General features: G+C 45.1%; 17 protein-coding genes. 12 read left to right on the top strand and 5 right to left on the bottom strand.

The annotated features are described in order from the left end of the window. Positions 1-105: 105 nt before the first annotated feature. Entirely contained in the window at positions 106-2232 is a 2127-nt protein-coding gene (locus CYJ37_RS16855; RefSeq protein WP_101550744.1) for an ATP-dependent Clp protease ATP-binding subunit, read from the bottom strand. Positions 2233-2417: 185 nt separating this feature from the next. Between CYJ37_RS16855 and CYJ37_RS16850 the strand changes: the two genes are divergently transcribed. Next, positions 2418-3461 carry a YkvI family membrane protein gene (locus tag CYJ37_RS16850; protein WP_101550742.1) on the top strand — a complete coding sequence of 348 codons (1044 nt, stop codon included), beginning with the start codon at positions 2418-2420 and terminating at the stop codon, positions 3459-3461. Positions 3462-3502: 41 nt separating this feature from the next. Here CYJ37_RS16850 and CYJ37_RS16845 read toward each other — a convergent pair whose 3' ends face one another. Both CYJ37_RS16845 and CYJ37_RS16840 read right to left on the bottom strand, forming a co-directional pair. After that, complete coding sequence (locus tag CYJ37_RS16845) at positions 3503-4198, bottom strand: hypothetical protein (protein ID WP_101550740.1); 696 nt, start codon at positions 4196-4198, stop codon at positions 3503-3505. Positions 4199-4283: 85 nt separating this feature from the next. Then, the gene (locus CYJ37_RS16840) at positions 4284-4895 is read right to left on the bottom strand and encodes a CPBP family intramembrane glutamic endopeptidase (protein WP_009794277.1); all 612 of its coding nucleotides are present in this window, start codon (positions 4893-4895) and stop codon (positions 4284-4286) included. Positions 4896-5104: 209 nt separating this feature from the next. Between CYJ37_RS16840 and CYJ37_RS16835 the strand changes: the two genes are divergently transcribed. Then, on the top strand, positions 5105-5773 hold the full coding sequence (locus CYJ37_RS16835) for an NAD(P)H-binding protein (protein WP_101550738.1): 669 nt from the start codon (positions 5105-5107) through the stop codon (positions 5771-5773). Positions 5774-5837: 64 nt separating this feature from the next. Here CYJ37_RS16835 and CYJ37_RS16830 read toward each other — a convergent pair whose 3' ends face one another. Beyond that, on the bottom strand, positions 5838-6026 hold the full coding sequence (locus CYJ37_RS16830) for a YkvS family protein (RefSeq protein WP_009794279.1): 189 nt from the start codon (positions 6024-6026) through the stop codon (positions 5838-5840). A 221-nt stretch (positions 6027-6247) separates the two neighbouring features. On the opposite strand from CYJ37_RS16830, the gene CYJ37_RS16825 reads away from it, so the two are divergent. After that, complete coding sequence (locus CYJ37_RS16825) at positions 6248-6442, top strand: hypothetical protein (RefSeq protein ID WP_094768855.1); 195 nt, start codon at positions 6248-6250, stop codon at positions 6440-6442. A gap of 36 nt (positions 6443-6478) precedes the next feature. Next, positions 6479-7219, top strand: coding sequence for an SDR family NAD(P)-dependent oxidoreductase (locus CYJ37_RS16820; RefSeq protein ID WP_094768856.1), 741 nt, complete (start codon positions 6479-6481; stop codon positions 7217-7219). A 203-nt stretch (positions 7220-7422) separates the two neighbouring features. Here CYJ37_RS16820 and CYJ37_RS16815 read toward each other — a convergent pair whose 3' ends face one another. Beyond that, positions 7423-7803 carry a PilZ domain-containing protein gene (locus CYJ37_RS16815; protein WP_094768857.1) on the bottom strand — a complete coding sequence of 127 codons (381 nt, stop codon included), beginning with the start codon at positions 7801-7803 and terminating at the stop codon, positions 7423-7425. Between the two features lie 174 nt (positions 7804-7977). Between CYJ37_RS16815 and CYJ37_RS16810 the strand changes: the two genes are divergently transcribed. From CYJ37_RS16810 to CYJ37_RS16775, 8 genes are all read left to right on the top strand, one after another. Further along, positions 7978-8913, top strand: coding sequence for an AAA family ATPase (locus tag CYJ37_RS16810; RefSeq protein WP_009794284.1), 936 nt, complete (start codon positions 7978-7980; stop codon positions 8911-8913). A 1-nt stretch (position 8914) separates the two neighbouring features. Continuing rightward, a complete protein-coding gene (locus tag CYJ37_RS16805; RefSeq protein ID WP_101550737.1) occupies positions 8915-10108 on the top strand; it encodes a DUF58 domain-containing protein in 1194 nt (397 codons plus the stop codon). Next, positions 10109-11395, top strand: coding sequence for a hypothetical protein (locus CYJ37_RS16800; RefSeq protein ID WP_101550735.1), 1287 nt, complete (start codon positions 10109-10111; stop codon positions 11393-11395). A 54-nt stretch (positions 11396-11449) separates the two neighbouring features. Next, a complete protein-coding gene (locus CYJ37_RS16795) occupies positions 11450-11731 on the top strand; it encodes a hypothetical protein (protein ID WP_009794287.1) in 282 nt (93 codons plus the stop codon). 360 nt (positions 11732-12091) lie between these two features. After that, positions 12092-12358 carry a phosphocarrier protein HPr gene (locus tag CYJ37_RS16790; RefSeq protein WP_009794289.1) on the top strand — a complete coding sequence of 89 codons (267 nt, stop codon included), beginning with the start codon at positions 12092-12094 and terminating at the stop codon, positions 12356-12358. Further along, positions 12358-14073, top strand: a complete 1716-nt coding sequence (ptsP, locus tag CYJ37_RS16785; protein WP_009794290.1) for a phosphoenolpyruvate--protein phosphotransferase — start codon at positions 12358-12360, stop codon at positions 14071-14073. The genes CYJ37_RS16790 and ptsP overlap by 1 nt, the downstream gene beginning before the upstream one ends. Before the next feature lie 491 nt (positions 14074-14564). Continuing rightward, positions 14565-15347 (top strand): SDR family oxidoreductase, encoded by a 783-nt coding sequence (locus CYJ37_RS16780; protein WP_009794292.1) that lies wholly within the window; start codon positions 14565-14567, stop codon positions 15345-15347. Positions 15348-15470: 123 nt separating this feature from the next. Then, positions 15471-15929, top strand: coding sequence for a hypothetical protein (locus CYJ37_RS16775; protein WP_022543654.1), 459 nt, complete (start codon positions 15471-15473; stop codon positions 15927-15929). The last annotated feature ends 79 nt before the right edge of the window (positions 15930-16008 follow it).

The raw sequence follows: 16008 nt of genomic DNA, 5'->3' as shown, positions 1-16008 counted from the left end.
CACAATTTGTCAGATTTTGTTGAGCGACTTTCATGTCTAACAGAAAAAGACATACAGTAAGCCTGTATTAAGCTTCTGTATGCCTTTCGCAATTGATTTGTATCTTTATTTTCCAGTAACCACAATATTTCCATCCAAAAGGTCTGCATGCAGCTGTGTGCATGATGGATCTTCCAGAATAAAGTCCGCAATTTTGTCTTCCAGCTGCTCCTGGATTGCCCTTCTAAGCGGACGGGCTCCAAACGCCGGATGATAGCCAAGCTCGGCCAGTTTTTCAACTGCTTCATCAGTAAAAGTCAGCAGCATATCCTGTTCTTTGAGTGCTGTATTCAGCTCTTCCAGCATCAGCTGCACAATTTTCAGCAGGCTGTCTTTTTCAAGCTGTTTGAACTCTATGATGCTGTCGAATCTGTTCAGGAACTCAGGCTTGAAGAAACTGCCCAGAGAATCAAGAATTCCTGATTCCTTGACAGCTTCGCTGCTGCCGAAACCGACCTTGATTTCCCTGTGTCCTGCACCGGCGTTGCTTGTCATGATGATAACAGAATCCTTAAAGCTGACGGTCCTTCCCTGGCTGTCTGTCAGGCGGCCGTCTTCGAGAATCTGGAGGAACATATGCTGTACGTCAGGGTGGGCTTTTTCTATCTCATCCAGCAGAATGATGCTGTATGGATTCCTCCGCACCTTCTCAGTCAGCTGGCCTGCTTCATCATGGCCGACATATCCCGGAGGGGAACCGATAATTTTTGAAATGCTGTGTTTTTCCATATATTCGCTCATATCAAGCCTGATCATGCTGTCTTTAGAGCCGAAGAGCTCTTCAGCAAGTGTTTTTGTCAGTTCGGTCTTACCAACACCGGTTGGTCCGACAAATAAGAAAGAGCCGATTGGGCGGTTTTTGGATTTTAATCCAGCTCTGCTTCTGCGTACTGCCTTTGCGACCTTTTTAACAGCTTCTTCCTGGCCGATCACTTTTTCGGAAAGGGATTTTTCAAGGTTCTTCATCTTGGATTGTTCATCCTGCTGAATTTTGCCGACCGGAATGCCGGTCTTTCTTTCAATGATCTCCTGGATATGTCCCGCTTCCACTACCGGCCTCTTTGCCGAATCATTGTTCAATGCTATTTCAAGCTTGATTTCCTGTTCACGGAGCTTGGCCGCTTTTTCATAGTCTTCTTTCTTCAGGACTTCTTCTTTGGCAGCTGATATTTCAGCCAGCTTCTGCTCGATTTCTTCCCCTGGTGTATATTCTGCTGTCAGATTGATTTTTGATCCTGCTTCATCCAGCAGATCTATGGCTTTATCCGGAAGAAATCTGTCCTGTATATATCTGCTTGATAGAGTGACGCATGCCGACAGCGCCGCTTCCGAATAGGTGACTTCATGGAAGTCCTCATATTTGGACTGGAGGCCTTTCAGGATTTCTAAGGCTTGTTCCTGTGTTGGCTCCTGAATGTGAACAGGCTGGAAACGCCTTTCAAGCGCAGGGTCTTTTTCAATCTGGCGATATTCTTTTAAAGTTGTCGCACCGATTACCTGAAGTTCGCCGCGGGCAAGAGCAGGCTTCAGGATGTTGCCTGCGTCCATGGAGCCTTCGGCGGATCCTGCTCCGACAAGAAGATGGATTTCATCAATGAACAGGATAATATTTTTCCTTTCCTGCAGCTCTGTGATAAGCTGTTTCATCCGTTCTTCAAACTGTCCGCGAATGCCGGTATTGGCAACAAGCGAAGCGACATCAAGAAGATAAACTTCTTTATTCAGCAGTTTGCGGGGTGCTTTCTTTTCAGATATTTTCAGTGCCAATCCTTCTGCAATGGCAGTTTTCCCGACACCGGGCTCTCCGATCAGTACTGGATTATTTTTATTTCTCCGATTGAGTATTTCAATGACACGGTCAATTTCTTCATCCCTGCCAATGACAGGATCTATTAAGCCTGCATTGGCTGCATTGCTCAAGTTCTTGCCAAACTGTTCAATAAAGCCGTTTGGCTTTTTGCCTGGCTGCTGTTTCATTCCCTTGCCGGCACTAGCTTCACCGGCGCCCATTTGTTTGAACAAGTCTTCCATGCCGGAAGCCTCGAAGGGATTCTGGTAACCGAAGGAAGCGTTCATTTTTTGCTTTTCGGTCTGATAGCAGCTGCTGCAGAGATGTGTTTCTATTTTATTTCCATTTATATTAAACCTTAATTGGATGGTTGCCTGGTTTTGTTGACATTTTTCACAGTTCATCAATCAATGCCTCCTATATGTTGACTTTGACTATCTTTGACTAACTTTGATTTTATTATACTTTGACCTTATTTGACTTTCAAGCAATAAGACTTGGAAATTTAAGCCAAAGGAATGAATAGTTTTGAAAAGCTCGTCTTTGTTGGAAAAGCCGGTCATATACATGAAGGGGAGGAGGCGGTTTCGTGAAAAATTGGACTGGAGCCTTGCAGATTGCTGCTGTCTATGTTGGTACAGTAGTCGGGGCGGGTTTTGCAACAGGCAAGGAGATAGTAGAGTTTTTTACCCGGTTCGGGTTTATCGGGCTGATCGGAATTCTGATGAGCGGATATATATTTATTATGCTGGGAACAAAGCTGATGAGGATCTCAGCACGGATACATGCAAAGTCCTACCAGGAGCTGAATGATTATCTGTTCGGCAGATATTTCGGAAAAGTGATCAATGTGCTGACATTAATTATGCTCCTTGGCGTATGTGCTGTCATGCTGTCAGGCGCAGGAGCTGTATTTCAGGAGCAGCTTGGAATGTCCAAGCTCTCAGGGGTGCTTGCAACAATCATATTATCGGTGGTTGTAATGATTCTCGGCATTAAAGGGCTGTTTGCTGTGAATTTGTTTGTAGTGCCTATGATGATTGCCTTCAGTTTTATCTTAATGTTCATTTCTATAAAGCTCCCGGGCTTTAAGGAGCAGATGCTGTTCATTCCGTTTGCGGAGGATGGGTGGAAAGCTGTAGCCGCGCCATTTTCCTATACCGCGCTCAATCTGGCCCTGGCACAGGCGGTGCTGGTGCCTGTTGCAGCTGAAATAAAAGATGACCGGACCATCAGGATGGGAGGGTATATCGGAGGGGCGGCATTGACCATCATCCTTTTATCAAGCCATCTGACTCTTGTAATGCTCCCTAACCTGGAAGTATATGAAATACCAATGGCAGTCATCATGAAAAATCTTGCATCCGGTTTTTACGGCCTGTTTGTACTGGTCATTTATGGAGAAATTTTCACCTCAATAATAGGAAATATTTTCGGGCTGGAGAGGCAGATAAGGCAGTATATTTCAATCCCGGCGATCTGGTCGGTCGGGGGAATTTATCTAATTACCTGTTTAATCAGCATGATAGAATACAGTACACTGCTTTCCTATCTTTATCCGATATTCGGATATGTCAGCATTCTATTTATTGTCCTGCTCTGGATAAAACCTGCAGAAGAAAAAGAAGCATGAAAAAAAACAGGCCGATGAGGTGTTTCATCGGCCTGTTTTCCTTATTTCTCTGCTGAAATGGTTTTTGCCATTTGAATAAATGCATCAGTGTGATCAGCATCATTTTTTGTGTAGATGCTCAGCTTTAGGGGCTGTCCACCGTTTTTAATCAGGTATACCGCTGCTTTATCTTCTTCTGAAGCTGCTTCGTAAATGATTGCATCCTGCAGGAATTCATCATCAGAAGCCTCCGCAGATTGCACCTCACTGCTTACCGCTGTCAGCTGGGATTTTGCGTTCTCTTCAGCCATTTCCCAATCTGTATCTTCCGGCAGCAGCTCAATCCTCATGAATACTTGATCATTATCTGTCAGATATAGTACATCTTTATTAGGCTCTTCAGCTGTCAGTGCGTATGAAGGAAGGACATACATAGAATAATTCTGGTTGTCGCTTTTTTCAAGGACTGCAGTTTCTTCCATCGTTTCTCCATTCACCTGGTATGACAGGGATTTTTCCTGCTCCATTTCAGAGCTGGCTGTCTCCTCGTTTTCTTCTCCTTCAGACTGATCATCCGTCTGCACTATGTCTTCACCATTTGAATTGTCACCGGTTTCCTGGGTGCCGTCTGTTGTGCCCGCTGTTTCTTCTGTATTGGTTCCCTTGTCTTCACTTCCTGTGTCCTCTGTAGTCCCGCACCCGGCAAGTGCAAGTGAAAGGATCCCTGTAGCCAGCAATAGTTTTTGAAGTGTGTTCATTTTGGCATTCCTCCTGTATGTCATGCAGTTTTATAATAGAGTAGACGATGTTATCTGCAGAAAGTTACAAATTTTGCTGATTTCATCAGTTGAATGGCAAGATAATAAAAATCAATAGATCGAATATGAGATGAGAGACAATGACCAGGGGCAGGCTTTTCTTCCAGGCATACAGATATCCCCAGAACAGCCCGGCTGCAAATGCTGCAAGGGCAAGGACCGGATAGCCGGAATAAAAATGGACGGAGGCGTAAAGCAAAGCAGCTGATATCACTGCCCATCCTGGTTTTATGTAGCTTTGCAGGCGTTTTTGGACAAAACCCCGCCAAAAAATTTCTTCGCCCGGAATGATGACAAGGATCAGAACGATATATTGCCAGATTACTTCCGGGGAAAGCCGGCTGTACAATCTCCCGATTTGGCTTGCGAATGGCAGGTTCAAAATCTCTATCAGGAAATGGCCTGTCCAGAATAATCCATAGAGGAGTACCCCGGAAACTGCTCCAAAGAAAAGGTAAGATCGGAAAGAAGCCTCATCCTCCACTTCTTCTGCCATAATTGAATAGCTGATCAGAAACAGCATGGAAGCGGTGAATATATACCAAAATACTGCCCTGTCCTGAAAAGTGAAAAACAGTAACAAATGGGCAATCATGATCCCCAGGATCAGTTTTATATCAATTGAGCCAATTTTCATTCATGATCTCCTTTCAGCCAGGTGGAAAATATAAATGCGGGTTTACGGTGCAATGCTTCTTCTGCTGTATAATCAGTAAGTAAGCTGTTGGCTCGTACAATTTATTGGTGTTCTAACAAACCAATCACTATTTTATCAAAAAATGAAAGTACTCTGCTACTACTTTTGTTCATACAACTGTTTTGTAACAGCATACAGGAGGGAAAAAGATGCGAAAAGCACTAATTTTAGGCGCTACCGGCTTGACAGGGGGCCATCTTTTGGAGCTGCTCCTAGGCAGCGGCCAGTACTCACAAATAAAAGTGATCAGCAGACGCCCGCTCAGCATAGAACATCCTAAACTGACGGTATACATTGGGGGCTTCAGCAGTCTGGAGGAGATGGGGGATGCCTTCATGGCTGACGATATTTTCTGCTGTATTGGCACAACGATTAAGAAGGCGGGAAGTAAAGACGCTTTTCGGGAAACCGATTTAGAGTATCCCTTAAAGGCGGCCCATCTTGCACAAGAAGCAGGTGCAGCCAGATTCCTGATTATATCGTCAATGGGGGCAGACCCGGATTCTAAGTTTTTTTATAATAAGGTAAAAGGACAGATGGAAGAACAGCTTAAGACACTGAATGCTTTCAGCCTCCACATTTTCCGGCCGTCCCTTCTTGTCGGCGATAGGGCGGAGTTCAGGCTGGGGGAAAAGGCCGGCGAGGTTTTCTTAAGGGCGGCAGGGCCGTTTATGAAGGGAAAGCTTCAAAAGTATAAATCCATCAAGGCATTAGATGTGGCAAAAGGGATGGCAGCGGCCGCAATCCGTGATAAGGAAGCCCGCAAGGCTGCAATGATATATGACTCGGATGAAATAGCCCGCCTTGCAGGCAAATAAAAAAACTCCGCCTGGCAGCGGAGTTTTATTTACTTTTTATTATAGCAGCGCTTACATTTTACGATTAGAATACCGATTCTTTAATGACTTTATAGTTTTTATGGTTAACAACAGTCCTTTGCTCCAACTCAAGATCACGATAGTCATCCATGTATGTAAGATCGACAATCACCGAATTTTCGTTCACTTTTTCAACTATGCCCTTCAAGCCTTCCCTGAATTCAATCACGTTTCCGACTTCTGCTTTCTTCATACATCCTCTCCCTCTCCCGTGTTTGTTTCTTCTCTAAAAGCTTATTAACATTTTGCACTACTTTTTGAATTTCGTAAAGAATTTTGAACATTTTTAACTGAAACTTCCATTTTTCGGATTGAAACATAAGGGTATTGCATAACTGTGCTTCTGCAAGTATTTCCGTGGAAATTCTTATAGTAATTTGGTATACAGTAAGTATGTGAAAAGGAGGTATTGGCTTGGAACAAAACTTGGTGAATGAATTGCTAGATAAGCTCAAAAACGGTGAACTTGCGGAGTACTATGTAAAAAAGGAAGACTTCCTTGAGTTTCGCAGGGTGCTTGTCAGCCGCCCGGACTTTAAGCATTTCCGCGGCATTGGCCAGCGGGGCGGAGATGTATTGTATCAATATCTATCTGAGCCCCGCAGCTGAAGGCTCAATATAAATAGGAAGGGAGTCGATGGAGCAATGAAGTTTAAAGACAGGACAGTGTTCATAACCGGTGGTGCAAATGGGATTGGCAAGGGCATTGCCAAGTCATTTGCTGAAGAAGGTGCAAAGGTAGTTATTGCAGATATAGCCGAAAAGGAAGGGGCTGAGCTTCAGGAGAAGCTGGTATCCGAAGGCGGGGAAGCCTTTTTTGTGTATACGGATGTGAGAGATGAAAGAAGCGTTATAACTGCCATGGAAAAGACAGCCGCTCAGTTTGGAACTATAGACATCCTTATCAATAATGCCGGGATTTCAAAGTTTATTTCATTTACGGAGATGACATTGGATGAATGGGATGAGATCCTCCAGACTAATTTGCGGAGCGTTTTCCTCTGCAGCAGGGAAGCAGTGAAGCTGATGAAAAGTGGAGGCTCAATCGTAAATATGGCTTCGACCCGGGCGTCCATGTCTGAGCCTGACACAGAGGCTTATTCTGCATCCAAGGGAGGGATCACGAGCATTACCCACGCTTTGGCAAGAACCTTGGCAGGCAAGGGAATCAGGGTTAATTCCATCAGCCCGGGCTGGATTGAAACAAAGCATTATGATGAATTGCGGGAAAAGGACCATAAGCAGCATCTTTCAGGAAGAGTAGGTAAACCGTCTGATATAGCACGCTGCTGCCTCTACCTTTGTGATCCGGAAAACGATTTTGTAACGGGCGAAAACATCGTGGTCGATGGGGGAATGACCAGGAAAATGATGTACGAGGAATAGCAGGATTCCTTCTAGTTTTTCCGCAGCAGCAGGATGCTGAAAATGAAAATAGTCCCAACGAAAATCAGGCAGCTTAAGAGATGGGAAAACATATGAAGCCTCCTCAAGTGGTTTATTCCATCATATAGGTGATTCATAATGTTTCCGTTGCATGAACGTAAAGTTCCAGTAAAAAAAACTCCAGCAGAATGCGCTGGAGTTTTTTATCTTGATTTGTAAGAGCCGGCAGCCTTTCTGGCATACTCTTTAAGCTGCTGGATAATCTCAAGGCTTTTTTCGCTGCCTTCTGCAGATACGAAGCCATAGGTGCTGCTATTCCATTCGTGCTTTTGCCATACCGGCTCACCGGTCATGGTGATAAGAGAATCGTTAATGATGAAAGACATTTCCATCAGCAGCTTTTTTTCTCTTACCGGAAGGTCCATGGAAGCCTTGAAACGCAGGCCGTTCGGGCTCAAATCCATTATCTCCGCTGTGCCTGGCCTTGCCTCAACCGGTTTATCGTCAATTTTTATAATCCTGAAGGACCCATGGAGCGGCTTAGGGAATTGAAACCGGAACGGCTCATCCCGTTTATATCTCATATGATCACCTTCATATATTTGTTTGTTAAATCTTGTAAGTTTATTGAATCACCAGACCGCCTTTTTTGCAACCATTTTCTCTGCTGAGTCTATTTCTTCCAATCACTTGCTATGCTTGTATAATTTCATGTTATATTTAAAAAGACAAAATATTAGAATAATAGAGGTGTGCAAATGCTTGATCAAATAGAAAAACTGAAAAGAGAAATAGGAAAGGTGATTGTCGGCCGGGATAAAGAAGCAGAATTGCTGGTGATTTCGCTCATCTTCAATGGCCATGTGCTTCTTGAAAGTGTGCCTGGAACAGGCAAGACACTCATGGCAAAAACATTCGCTGAAACATTTGGAGGAAAGTTCTCGCGGATTCAATTTACACCGGACGTACTTCCGAGTGATATTACAGGAATCCAATTTTTCAATCCGAAAAACCATGAATTTGAGTTCCGCCCAGGGCCCATCCTTGCCAATATTGTACTTGCTGATGAAATAAACAGGGCTACCCCGCGGACACAGTCAAGCCTGCTTGAGGCCATGGAGGAACGCCAGGTAACGATTGACGGACATACATTCAGGGCGGAAGAACCCTTTATGGTCATTGCGACGCAGAATCCGGCAGAGTCGCAGCAAGGGACCTTTCCGCTGCCGGCAGCACAGCTTGACCGCTTTTTCATGAGGGTTAAACTGGGCTATCCCAGCCTTGAAGAAGAAAGGATGATAATAAAGGGAAAAAGGAGGCAGTCAGCTGCCGTAAAACAGGCTGTAAGCCGGCAGGAACTCGCTTTATTGAGGGAGGCAGCAGCACAGATACATATATCGGAAGAGCTTGAAGGTTATCTGCTCGAAATTGTCAGGAAAACGAGGGAAACCCCTGCCATCGAACTTGGGGTCAGCCCAAGGGGGTCGCTTGCCCTGCTGAGGGCTGCAATCGGTGCTGCACTGATAAAAGGCAGAAAATATGCCGTCCCGGAGGATATCAAGGAAATGGCTCCATATGTGCTGGCACATAGAATCTATCTTACCGCCGAAGCATCCCTTACAAGCACAGAGGAAGAAGTGATCAAAAAAGTTATTGATTCCGTTGAAGTCCCTGTTGAAGCAGGTGCCCGCTAGAATGGAGTGGAAAAAGTATACGGTCGAAAACAGGTCCTTGCAGATTATGTCTGCACTTGCCCTGCTGCTGGTTTTGCTTAGCCTTTATCTGACCTCGGCAATTTTGTTCCTGATGTCCAGTTTGTTTTTTTGTGTCCTCCTTGCCAATAATTATTATTTGAAGAAAATGGGGGAAGGAGTCGAATTTGAAAATAAAGCTGTCAGGAAACGGATGTTTATTGAAGAGCATCATGAATGGGAGCTGGATTTTGTAAATAACGGACTTCCCATTTTGAATGCACGGCTCTACGTCTATTTCGATGATATTGTAATCCCCTTGAAAGGGGTTCAGCACCCGAGATTTTCAAAGTACGAGCTATCCATCCCATTCACTCTTCCAAGAAAAGGGGAATATTCAGTCCGGATTCCATTTTCAGCCGGCAGGAGGGGGCTTGCGAAAATCCGCAGCATGGAGCTTCGGATTCCCCATTTCTTCGGTTTTGGCGAGACAGTGCTGGAATACAGGACAATGATCGCCCAGGAAGCGCTCATCTATCCGAAAAGGCTGCCTTTAGAAAACAAAGAACAGTTTGTATCAGCAAAACCAGGAAATGAGGCTGCCAGGCATACACTATTTCAGGATGTTTTGTCTCCTGCCGGCACGAGGAATTACGTGCCCACCGACAGCTTCAATCAAATTCATTGGAAAGCAACGGCAAGGAGCCGGAGCATCCAGACCAAGGTATATGAAAATGTTTCTGAAAAAGGCCTGCTGCTTTCTCTGAATCTTTCCGAAGGATACTCCATTACTCCGAGGCTTGAGGAGCTTCTGAGCTGTTCGGCCGAGCTTGCATACACAGCTGTAAAAGAAGGGATTCCCTTTGCGGTTTGCATGAATATCCGGACAGCAGGACCCGTCCCTTTTCAATATATTCCCGCCGGGACCGGAAAGGCGCATCTCCAGAAGGTGCTGGAAAGCTTTGCGGTTGCAGGCTATCATTCTGTCCTGTATCCATATGACAAGATGGCTGCCCATTATACAAGGCATTTTGCCCTGCAGCCTTATATTATCCATGGAGGCTTAAAGCAGCAGGCTGGAGATAAGTATTTTAAAGAATTGGAACAGAAAGGTTTTACAGTGCTCGAAATGCAGCTGCTGGAGCAAAAAGCCTGGATAAAGCCGTTTCCGAAACCTATCCATAAAGAGGTGATTTAATTGCCCGGAATCAAATGGCATCCCTATATGACGCTCATTTCGGAGGCTGCTCTTGCAAGCATGCTGCTCTGCCCAGTGTTTATGCCCTCAGGCGACATGCTGCCGGTGTTATATTCGTTTTCTCTCCTGGCATCATCAGCCGTGCTGTATTTCTTCCTGCTGAATGCCGGCGGCAGCAGAGGGAGCCTGCTGTTTTTTGCCGCTGTACTGCCTTTTATATTCATTGCTGGAACCCTTCTGGGCTTCTCCTGGTTCGCACTGCTATGTTTCGGGGTACTTGTATTCTGGAGGACAGAAGCTGCCTATAAAGACCCTGAAGGAAGTTCTGACAGCAATCTCTTCCTGCTGGTTTTCGCGGGAGGCTTTGCCGTTATCCTGGCGGCTGTTTTCCTGGATCGCACATGGATTGGCAAGTTGGTTTGGATGGTCGTCCTGCAGGAAGCCATTATTATTGTAGCAGGATTTTTTTCAAGATTGGCTGCCTCCGGAACTTCCCGGAAAAACAAAGGGCTTCTGATTCGTGATTTTGTACTTGCCATGCTGGGGGTTTTTGCAATTGGAGCGGCGGCTGTGGCTGCTATTCCCGCTGTCACCGGGCTGTTCTTTTCTATGATGAGGGGCGTTGCTTATCTTTTTGGCGCAGCTGCATCCCCATTTTTCCAATGGGCCGAAAAACGCGACTGGAGCGTTTCTTTAAATGAAGAGCCTGAAAGCCAGGATCAGCAGCTGGGTGAGAGCAGGGAACAGCCTTTAATGGAAGAACAGGGCCAGGGATTTGAAATGGTGCTGGCAGCAGCTGCTGCAGCCAGTCTTATTTTTATCATGTACTATCTATATAAAAAAAGAAAGAAAACTTCCGGAAATGCGATGCAGGATAAAGAGAAATCATATATCACTGTCGAGCGGGAGCCTGGCAGTAATGGAGGCATGGACCGCGGAAAAAAACGGACAGAGGCGCCTTTAGACCCTGTCAGGAGGGAGATATACCAGCTCGAATCATACAGTGATAAACTGCAGCTCGGCAGAAGGCAGTCCGAAAGCTTTCCGGAGTGGATGAACAGGATCGGCCTGCATGTTGACCCCATTACCAGCAGCATATATGAAAAAGTAAGATACGGAGAAAAGCTGGCTGATGCCGCTGAAGCTGCTGCTTTTCTAAAAGAGATTGCCTTATTGAAAAAAGATCTGAAGCGGATCCATTTGCATCTTGTTAAGGAAGGGGAACTATCTTCAGCGAGGTTTCTTGGCATTTTCCAAAAAAAGCAGCTGAAAGGACGTAAATCCTAACATCTAAAGAAGCCTCCGGCATATAAATCTAAAAAGCACGGAGGAGGCGGCGGAATGGAATTAACAAAACAAGAACGTCTGAACAGGATCGTGGATCTTGCAGATTCAATACTGGAGCAGCTGGTCGAAGACCGGACTGAATTCAGGGCGAAGGATTTGAAGCAGGCAGCCGAACTGCTTGCAAGATGCGTAAAAGAAATCGCTAAGCTGCAGTCCCATGGGACAGGGAACACCCTATATGAATATGAGGCTGCCATTAATAAGCTGAGAGTAAGTTATAATATCCTCTTTTTGGGTAAAGAAAAGAAAACAATGGCAAATGAAAGCGTTTCATAAAAAAAATACCTGCAAATCCTTAAAAAATAAGGCATTAACGTTGTCTAAGACGGGAGGAAATGCTATTCTTTTTTTTGAGATGTTGGTTGTCTGATGACTTGAAAAAAAGGCGACTAAACTATACTTAATTTCATACATGAATAAACCATAGATGGAAAAAATACTATTGCGTAGATAAATAACTGCAATATGTACTGGCGCTTTTGGCCTGTTCCATTTAGAACGGGATGCGGCTTTTATGGGCGTTTCCGGCAACTGCTTAGTCGTTTTGGCATAAATCGGTTAGATTAAGTTAGTAGGCAACAAACTCATATACATCTTGCTATAATTATTAATTAATTCTAAAGGAGACTGATCTCAATGGTTGAAAAACAATTCAAAGTAACGGCTGAAACTGGAATCCATGCTCGTCCAGCTACATTATTGGTTCAAACTGCAAGCAAATTCGATTCTGATGTGCATTTAGAATATAAAGAAAAAAAGGTTAACCTAAAGTCAATCATGGGTGTTATGTCTCTTGGTGTCGGCCAGGGCGCTGATATTAAAATCATTGCTGAAGGAAACGACGAAGCTGAGGCTGTAAAAGCACTTGAAGACACTCTAACAAAAGAAGGACTTGCTGAATAATGAGCTTTCTACAGGGAATTGCAGCTTCAAGCGGCATTGCGATTGCTAAAGCATACCGTTTGGTAGAACCTGATCTGTCTTTCAGCAAAAAGACGGTTGAGGATGCAGACAATGAAGTCGGCCGCTTTCAGCAGGCTTTGGCCACTTCCAAATCAGAGCTTGAGGCCATCAGGGAGAAAGCGGAAAAAGACCTGGGCGCAGATAAAGCGGCCATCTTTGATGCACATCTCCTGGTACTCAGCGATCCGGAATTAATATCACCCATCGAAGACAAGATCAAGACAGAAAAAGTGAATGCTGAACAGGCATTGAAGGAAACAGCTGATATGTTCGTCAGCATGTTCGAACAAATGGACAATGAGTATATGAAGGAACGCGCAGCAGACATCCGCGATGTCACCAAGCGTGTGCTTTCCCATTTGCTTGGAGTCCAGGTCGTCAACCCTAGCATGATTGCCGAAGAAGTGATCATCATTGCAGAAGACTTGACGCCATCTGATACTGCGCAGTTGAACAGGCAGTTTGTTAAAGGGTTTACAACTGATATCGGCGGAAGGACGTCCCATTCAGCCATCATGGCCCGTTCAATGGAAATACCTGCGGTTGTCGGCACTAAGACAGCTACAGAGGAAATCCAGAATGGCGATATGGTGATTGTTGATGGTCTTACCGGCCAGGTTCATGTAAATCCTACACCTGAGGCGATTGAAAGCTACAAAGAGCAAAACGCTGCCTTTGAAGCTCAGAAAGCTGAATGGGCAAAGCTTGTCAACGAAAAGACGGTTTCTGCCGACGGACATCATGTAGAACTGGCAGCCAATATCGGAACGCCTAAGGACCTTAAAGGAGTCATCAATAATGGCGGTGAGGCTGTAGGCCTCTACCGTACAGAATTCCTTTATATGGGCAGGGACCAGCTTCCGACAGAGGAAGAGCAGTTTGAAGCCTATAAAGCTGTCCTTGAAGGGATGGAAGGAAAGCCTGTTGTTGTCCGTACACTGGATATCGGCGGGGATAAAGAGCTTCCTTACCTGAACCTGCCGAAGGAAATGAATCCTTTCCTAGGCTTCCGTGCGATCCGCCTTTGCCTCGAAGAACAGGATATCTTCCGTACGCAGCTGAGAGCCTTGCTTAGAGCGAGCTCTTACGGCAATCTGAAGATCATGTTCCCAATGATCGCCACTCTGGATGAATTCCGCCAGGGGAAAGCAATCCTTGAAGAGGAAAAGCAAAAGCTTTCATCTGAAGGCGTGAAAACAGCTGACAAGATTGAGCTTGGCATCATGGTCGAAATTCCATCGACTGCGGTCCTTGCCGATCAGTTTGCCAAAGAGGTTGATTTCTTCAGCATCGGCACGAACGATCTGATTCAGTATACAATGGCAGCTGACAGGATGAATGAAAGGGTATCTTATTTATACCAGCCATATAATCCGGCTATTCTGCGCCTTGTAAAAATGGTGATCGATGCAGCTCATAAAGAAGGCAAATGGGCTGGCATGTGCGGTGAGATGGCAGGGGACGAGACTGCCATTCCGCTTCTGCTCGGCCTCGGTTTGGACGAGTTCTCCATGAGTGCCACTTCCATACTGAAAGCACGCTCGCAAATTCTTCGCCTGTCAACGGAAGAAATGAAAGAGCTTGCCGAAAAGGCGCTTCAGATGGGGACTGCAGAGGAAGTAGTGGCAGCTGTTAAGCAGGCCACACAAAAATAAAAACTTTTTTAAAAAAAGGTTTTAACGGGATAATCACGGGGTATATGCAGAGTAAGCACTTAAGCAAGATGTAAGTAAGCTGATCATTCTCATTTTCCCCCCTTACTGACCGACTGGCAATGCCAGTCGGTATTTTTTTGTCCATAAACCTCCGCCATAGGAGGAGAAAGCATTCAGACCAGAGGATGAGAAAAATCCATCCTCTTGATTGTTACTCATCCGTTTCCAGGTTTTTATAATTAAAACATAAGAAACGGAAGGATGCTGATAAAAATGATTAGCATGATCATCAGCTTTTTTATTCAGGATAGATATCGCCAATTGAAAGAAAAACAGAGGAATGAACTGTATATTTCACAAAGCCCCTTTTTAAGCAGGGTCCTCCATTGAGCCGGACAGAGTGCCGGCAGGATGCCTGATGCACAATCTGTGTAATTTGCCTGTATATTCTGTATAATATTGCTATAACTACATGTACAGGAGGCTGACTAATGGAATTGAACCTAAAAGGAAAAACAGCGCTTGTCGCTGCTTCCAGCCAGGGGCTGGGAAAGGCAATCGCAAAGGCGCTTCTGCAAGAAGGCGCGAATGTTATGCTGGCAAGCAGGGATGAGGGAAAGCTGAAGGAAGTTAAGTCAGAGCTTGAGAATCTGGGCGGTGAGGTAGAGTTCATACGTGCAGACGTCACTTCTGAAAACGATATAAAGAATATGGTGAAAGCTGCAGCTGAACGTTTTGGAGGAATCGATATCCTGGTTAATAATGCAGGAGGCCCTCCTTCCGGCTCTTTTGAAACTCTTTCAGATGAAGAATGGTTCCAATCTTTCGAACTGAACCTGCTCTCATATGTGCGAAATATAAGGGAAGCACTGCCGTACTTGAAGAAAAACGGCGGGAAAATCATCAATATTGCCTCTTCCTCCATTAAAGAGCCGATTCCTGGCCTTGTGCTTTCCAATACATTCAGGACAGGGATAGTCGGGCTTTCCAAGACTTTGGCACAGGAATTTGCTCCATACGGCATCCTTGTGAATACACTGGCTCCGGGGAGAATTGACACGGACAGGGTGAAGCATCTGGATCAGGTGAATGGGGAAAAAGCGGGTGTCTCACCTGAGGAGATGAAGGAGAAATCAGAAAAATCCATCCCGCTCAATCGCTATGGGACTCCTGAAGAGTTTGCAAAAGTTGCCGTTTTTCTGGCTTCGGATGCAAATAGCTATATGACAGGAAGTTCGTTTCTTGTGGATGGGGGCATGGTTAAATCAATCTAAAGAAAAAGCCGGGAGAGAATCCCGGCTTTTTGATTGGTCTGAAATGACGGAATTTCCCTTTTTTAAAAATTAGCGTTTAAGACAGCAGACTATAGGAAATGGTAATGGCAAGGAGGTGTGTTTATGAAACTATTGATGCCGCTCCTCTTCCTATTGTCTGCGGCCATCTTGCCAGGCTGCATGCCTGCAGACGACAAGGCGATTGTAAACAAGCATGCAGAAGCTTATTTGACGAACCAGAATGAGCTTCAGTTCCGCTTTAAGCTTAACAGCCAGATCTTAAGCGGGGAAGAGCTGTTCAAGGTAAAGGTATTAATACATAACCAAAAGCTTGCAAAGGCGCTCGGTACAAAAGAAATCATTTACGGCGCAGAATCTGTTTATGATGGAGAGTATATGGAAGCTGAAGAAAATGGCGAAGAGAAAATGGTTTATATGGAACCAATCCCTCTTAAGCAAGATTTGCTCTCCTCGGATATTGAAAGGATGGTCTCCATGGATCAGGCTGTATCGGTCGAAGTGTATAATGATCAAAAAGTCATTGCGGAAGCATATCTGACTAACTTTTCAACACAATTTTAGGGTTTGCGGTCCCATATAGCGGGTAAAGAGCTTTACGCGCATAAAATTGGGGATAGGCCGGGCAGGAATTGCCCGGTCT

Source organism: Bacillus sp. UMB0728, from assembly GCF_002858875.1.
In the GTDB taxonomy this organism is placed as follows: domain Bacteria; phylum Bacillota; class Bacilli; order Bacillales; family Cytobacillaceae; genus Bacillus_AB; species Bacillus_AB infantis.
The sequence above is the reverse complement of the archived record's forward strand: the minus strand, read 5'-3'. Positions and strand labels throughout refer to the sequence as shown.

Bases quoted from the DNA above. Each gene is read 5' to 3' on its own strand.
- CYJ37_RS16795 (WP_009794287.1), top strand. From the start codon at position 11,450: ATGGAATTAACAAAACAAGAACGTCTGAACAGGATCGTGGATCTTGCA.
- CYJ37_RS16810 (WP_009794284.1), top strand. From the start codon at position 7,978: ATGCTTGATCAAATAGAAAAACTGAAAAGAGAAATAGGAAAGGTGATT.
- ptsP (WP_009794290.1), top strand. From the start codon at position 12,358: ATGAGCTTTCTACAGGGAATTGCAGCTTCAAGCGGCATTGCGATTGCT.
- CYJ37_RS16820 (WP_094768856.1), top strand. From the start codon at position 6,479: ATGAAGTTTAAAGACAGGACAGTGTTCATAACCGGTGGTGCAAATGGG.
- CYJ37_RS16835 (WP_101550738.1), top strand. From the start codon at position 5,105: ATGCGAAAAGCACTAATTTTAGGCGCTACCGGCTTGACAGGGGGCCAT.
- CYJ37_RS16855 (WP_101550744.1), bottom strand. From the start codon at position 2,232: ATGAACTGTGAAAAATGTCAACAAAACCAGGCAACCATCCAATTAAGG.
- CYJ37_RS16805 (WP_101550737.1), top strand. From the start codon at position 8,915: ATGGAGTGGAAAAAGTATACGGTCGAAAACAGGTCCTTGCAGATTATG.
- CYJ37_RS16840 (WP_009794277.1), bottom strand. From the start codon at position 4,895: ATGAAAATTGGCTCAATTGATATAAAACTGATCCTGGGGATCATGATT.
- CYJ37_RS16815 (WP_094768857.1), bottom strand. From the start codon at position 7,803: ATGAGATATAAACGGGATGAGCCGTTCCGGTTTCAATTCCCTAAGCCG.
- CYJ37_RS16780 (WP_009794292.1), top strand. From the start codon at position 14,565: ATGGAATTGAACCTAAAAGGAAAAACAGCGCTTGTCGCTGCTTCCAGC.
- CYJ37_RS16845 (WP_101550740.1), bottom strand. From the start codon at position 4,198: ATGAACACACTTCAAAAACTATTGCTGGCTACAGGGATCCTTTCACTT.
- CYJ37_RS16830 (WP_009794279.1), bottom strand. From the start codon at position 6,026: ATGAAGAAAGCAGAAGTCGGAAACGTGATTGAATTCAGGGAAGGCTTG.
- CYJ37_RS16790 (WP_009794289.1), top strand. From the start codon at position 12,092: ATGGTTGAAAAACAATTCAAAGTAACGGCTGAAACTGGAATCCATGCT.
- CYJ37_RS16775 (WP_022543654.1), top strand. From the start codon at position 15,471: ATGAAACTATTGATGCCGCTCCTCTTCCTATTGTCTGCGGCCATCTTG.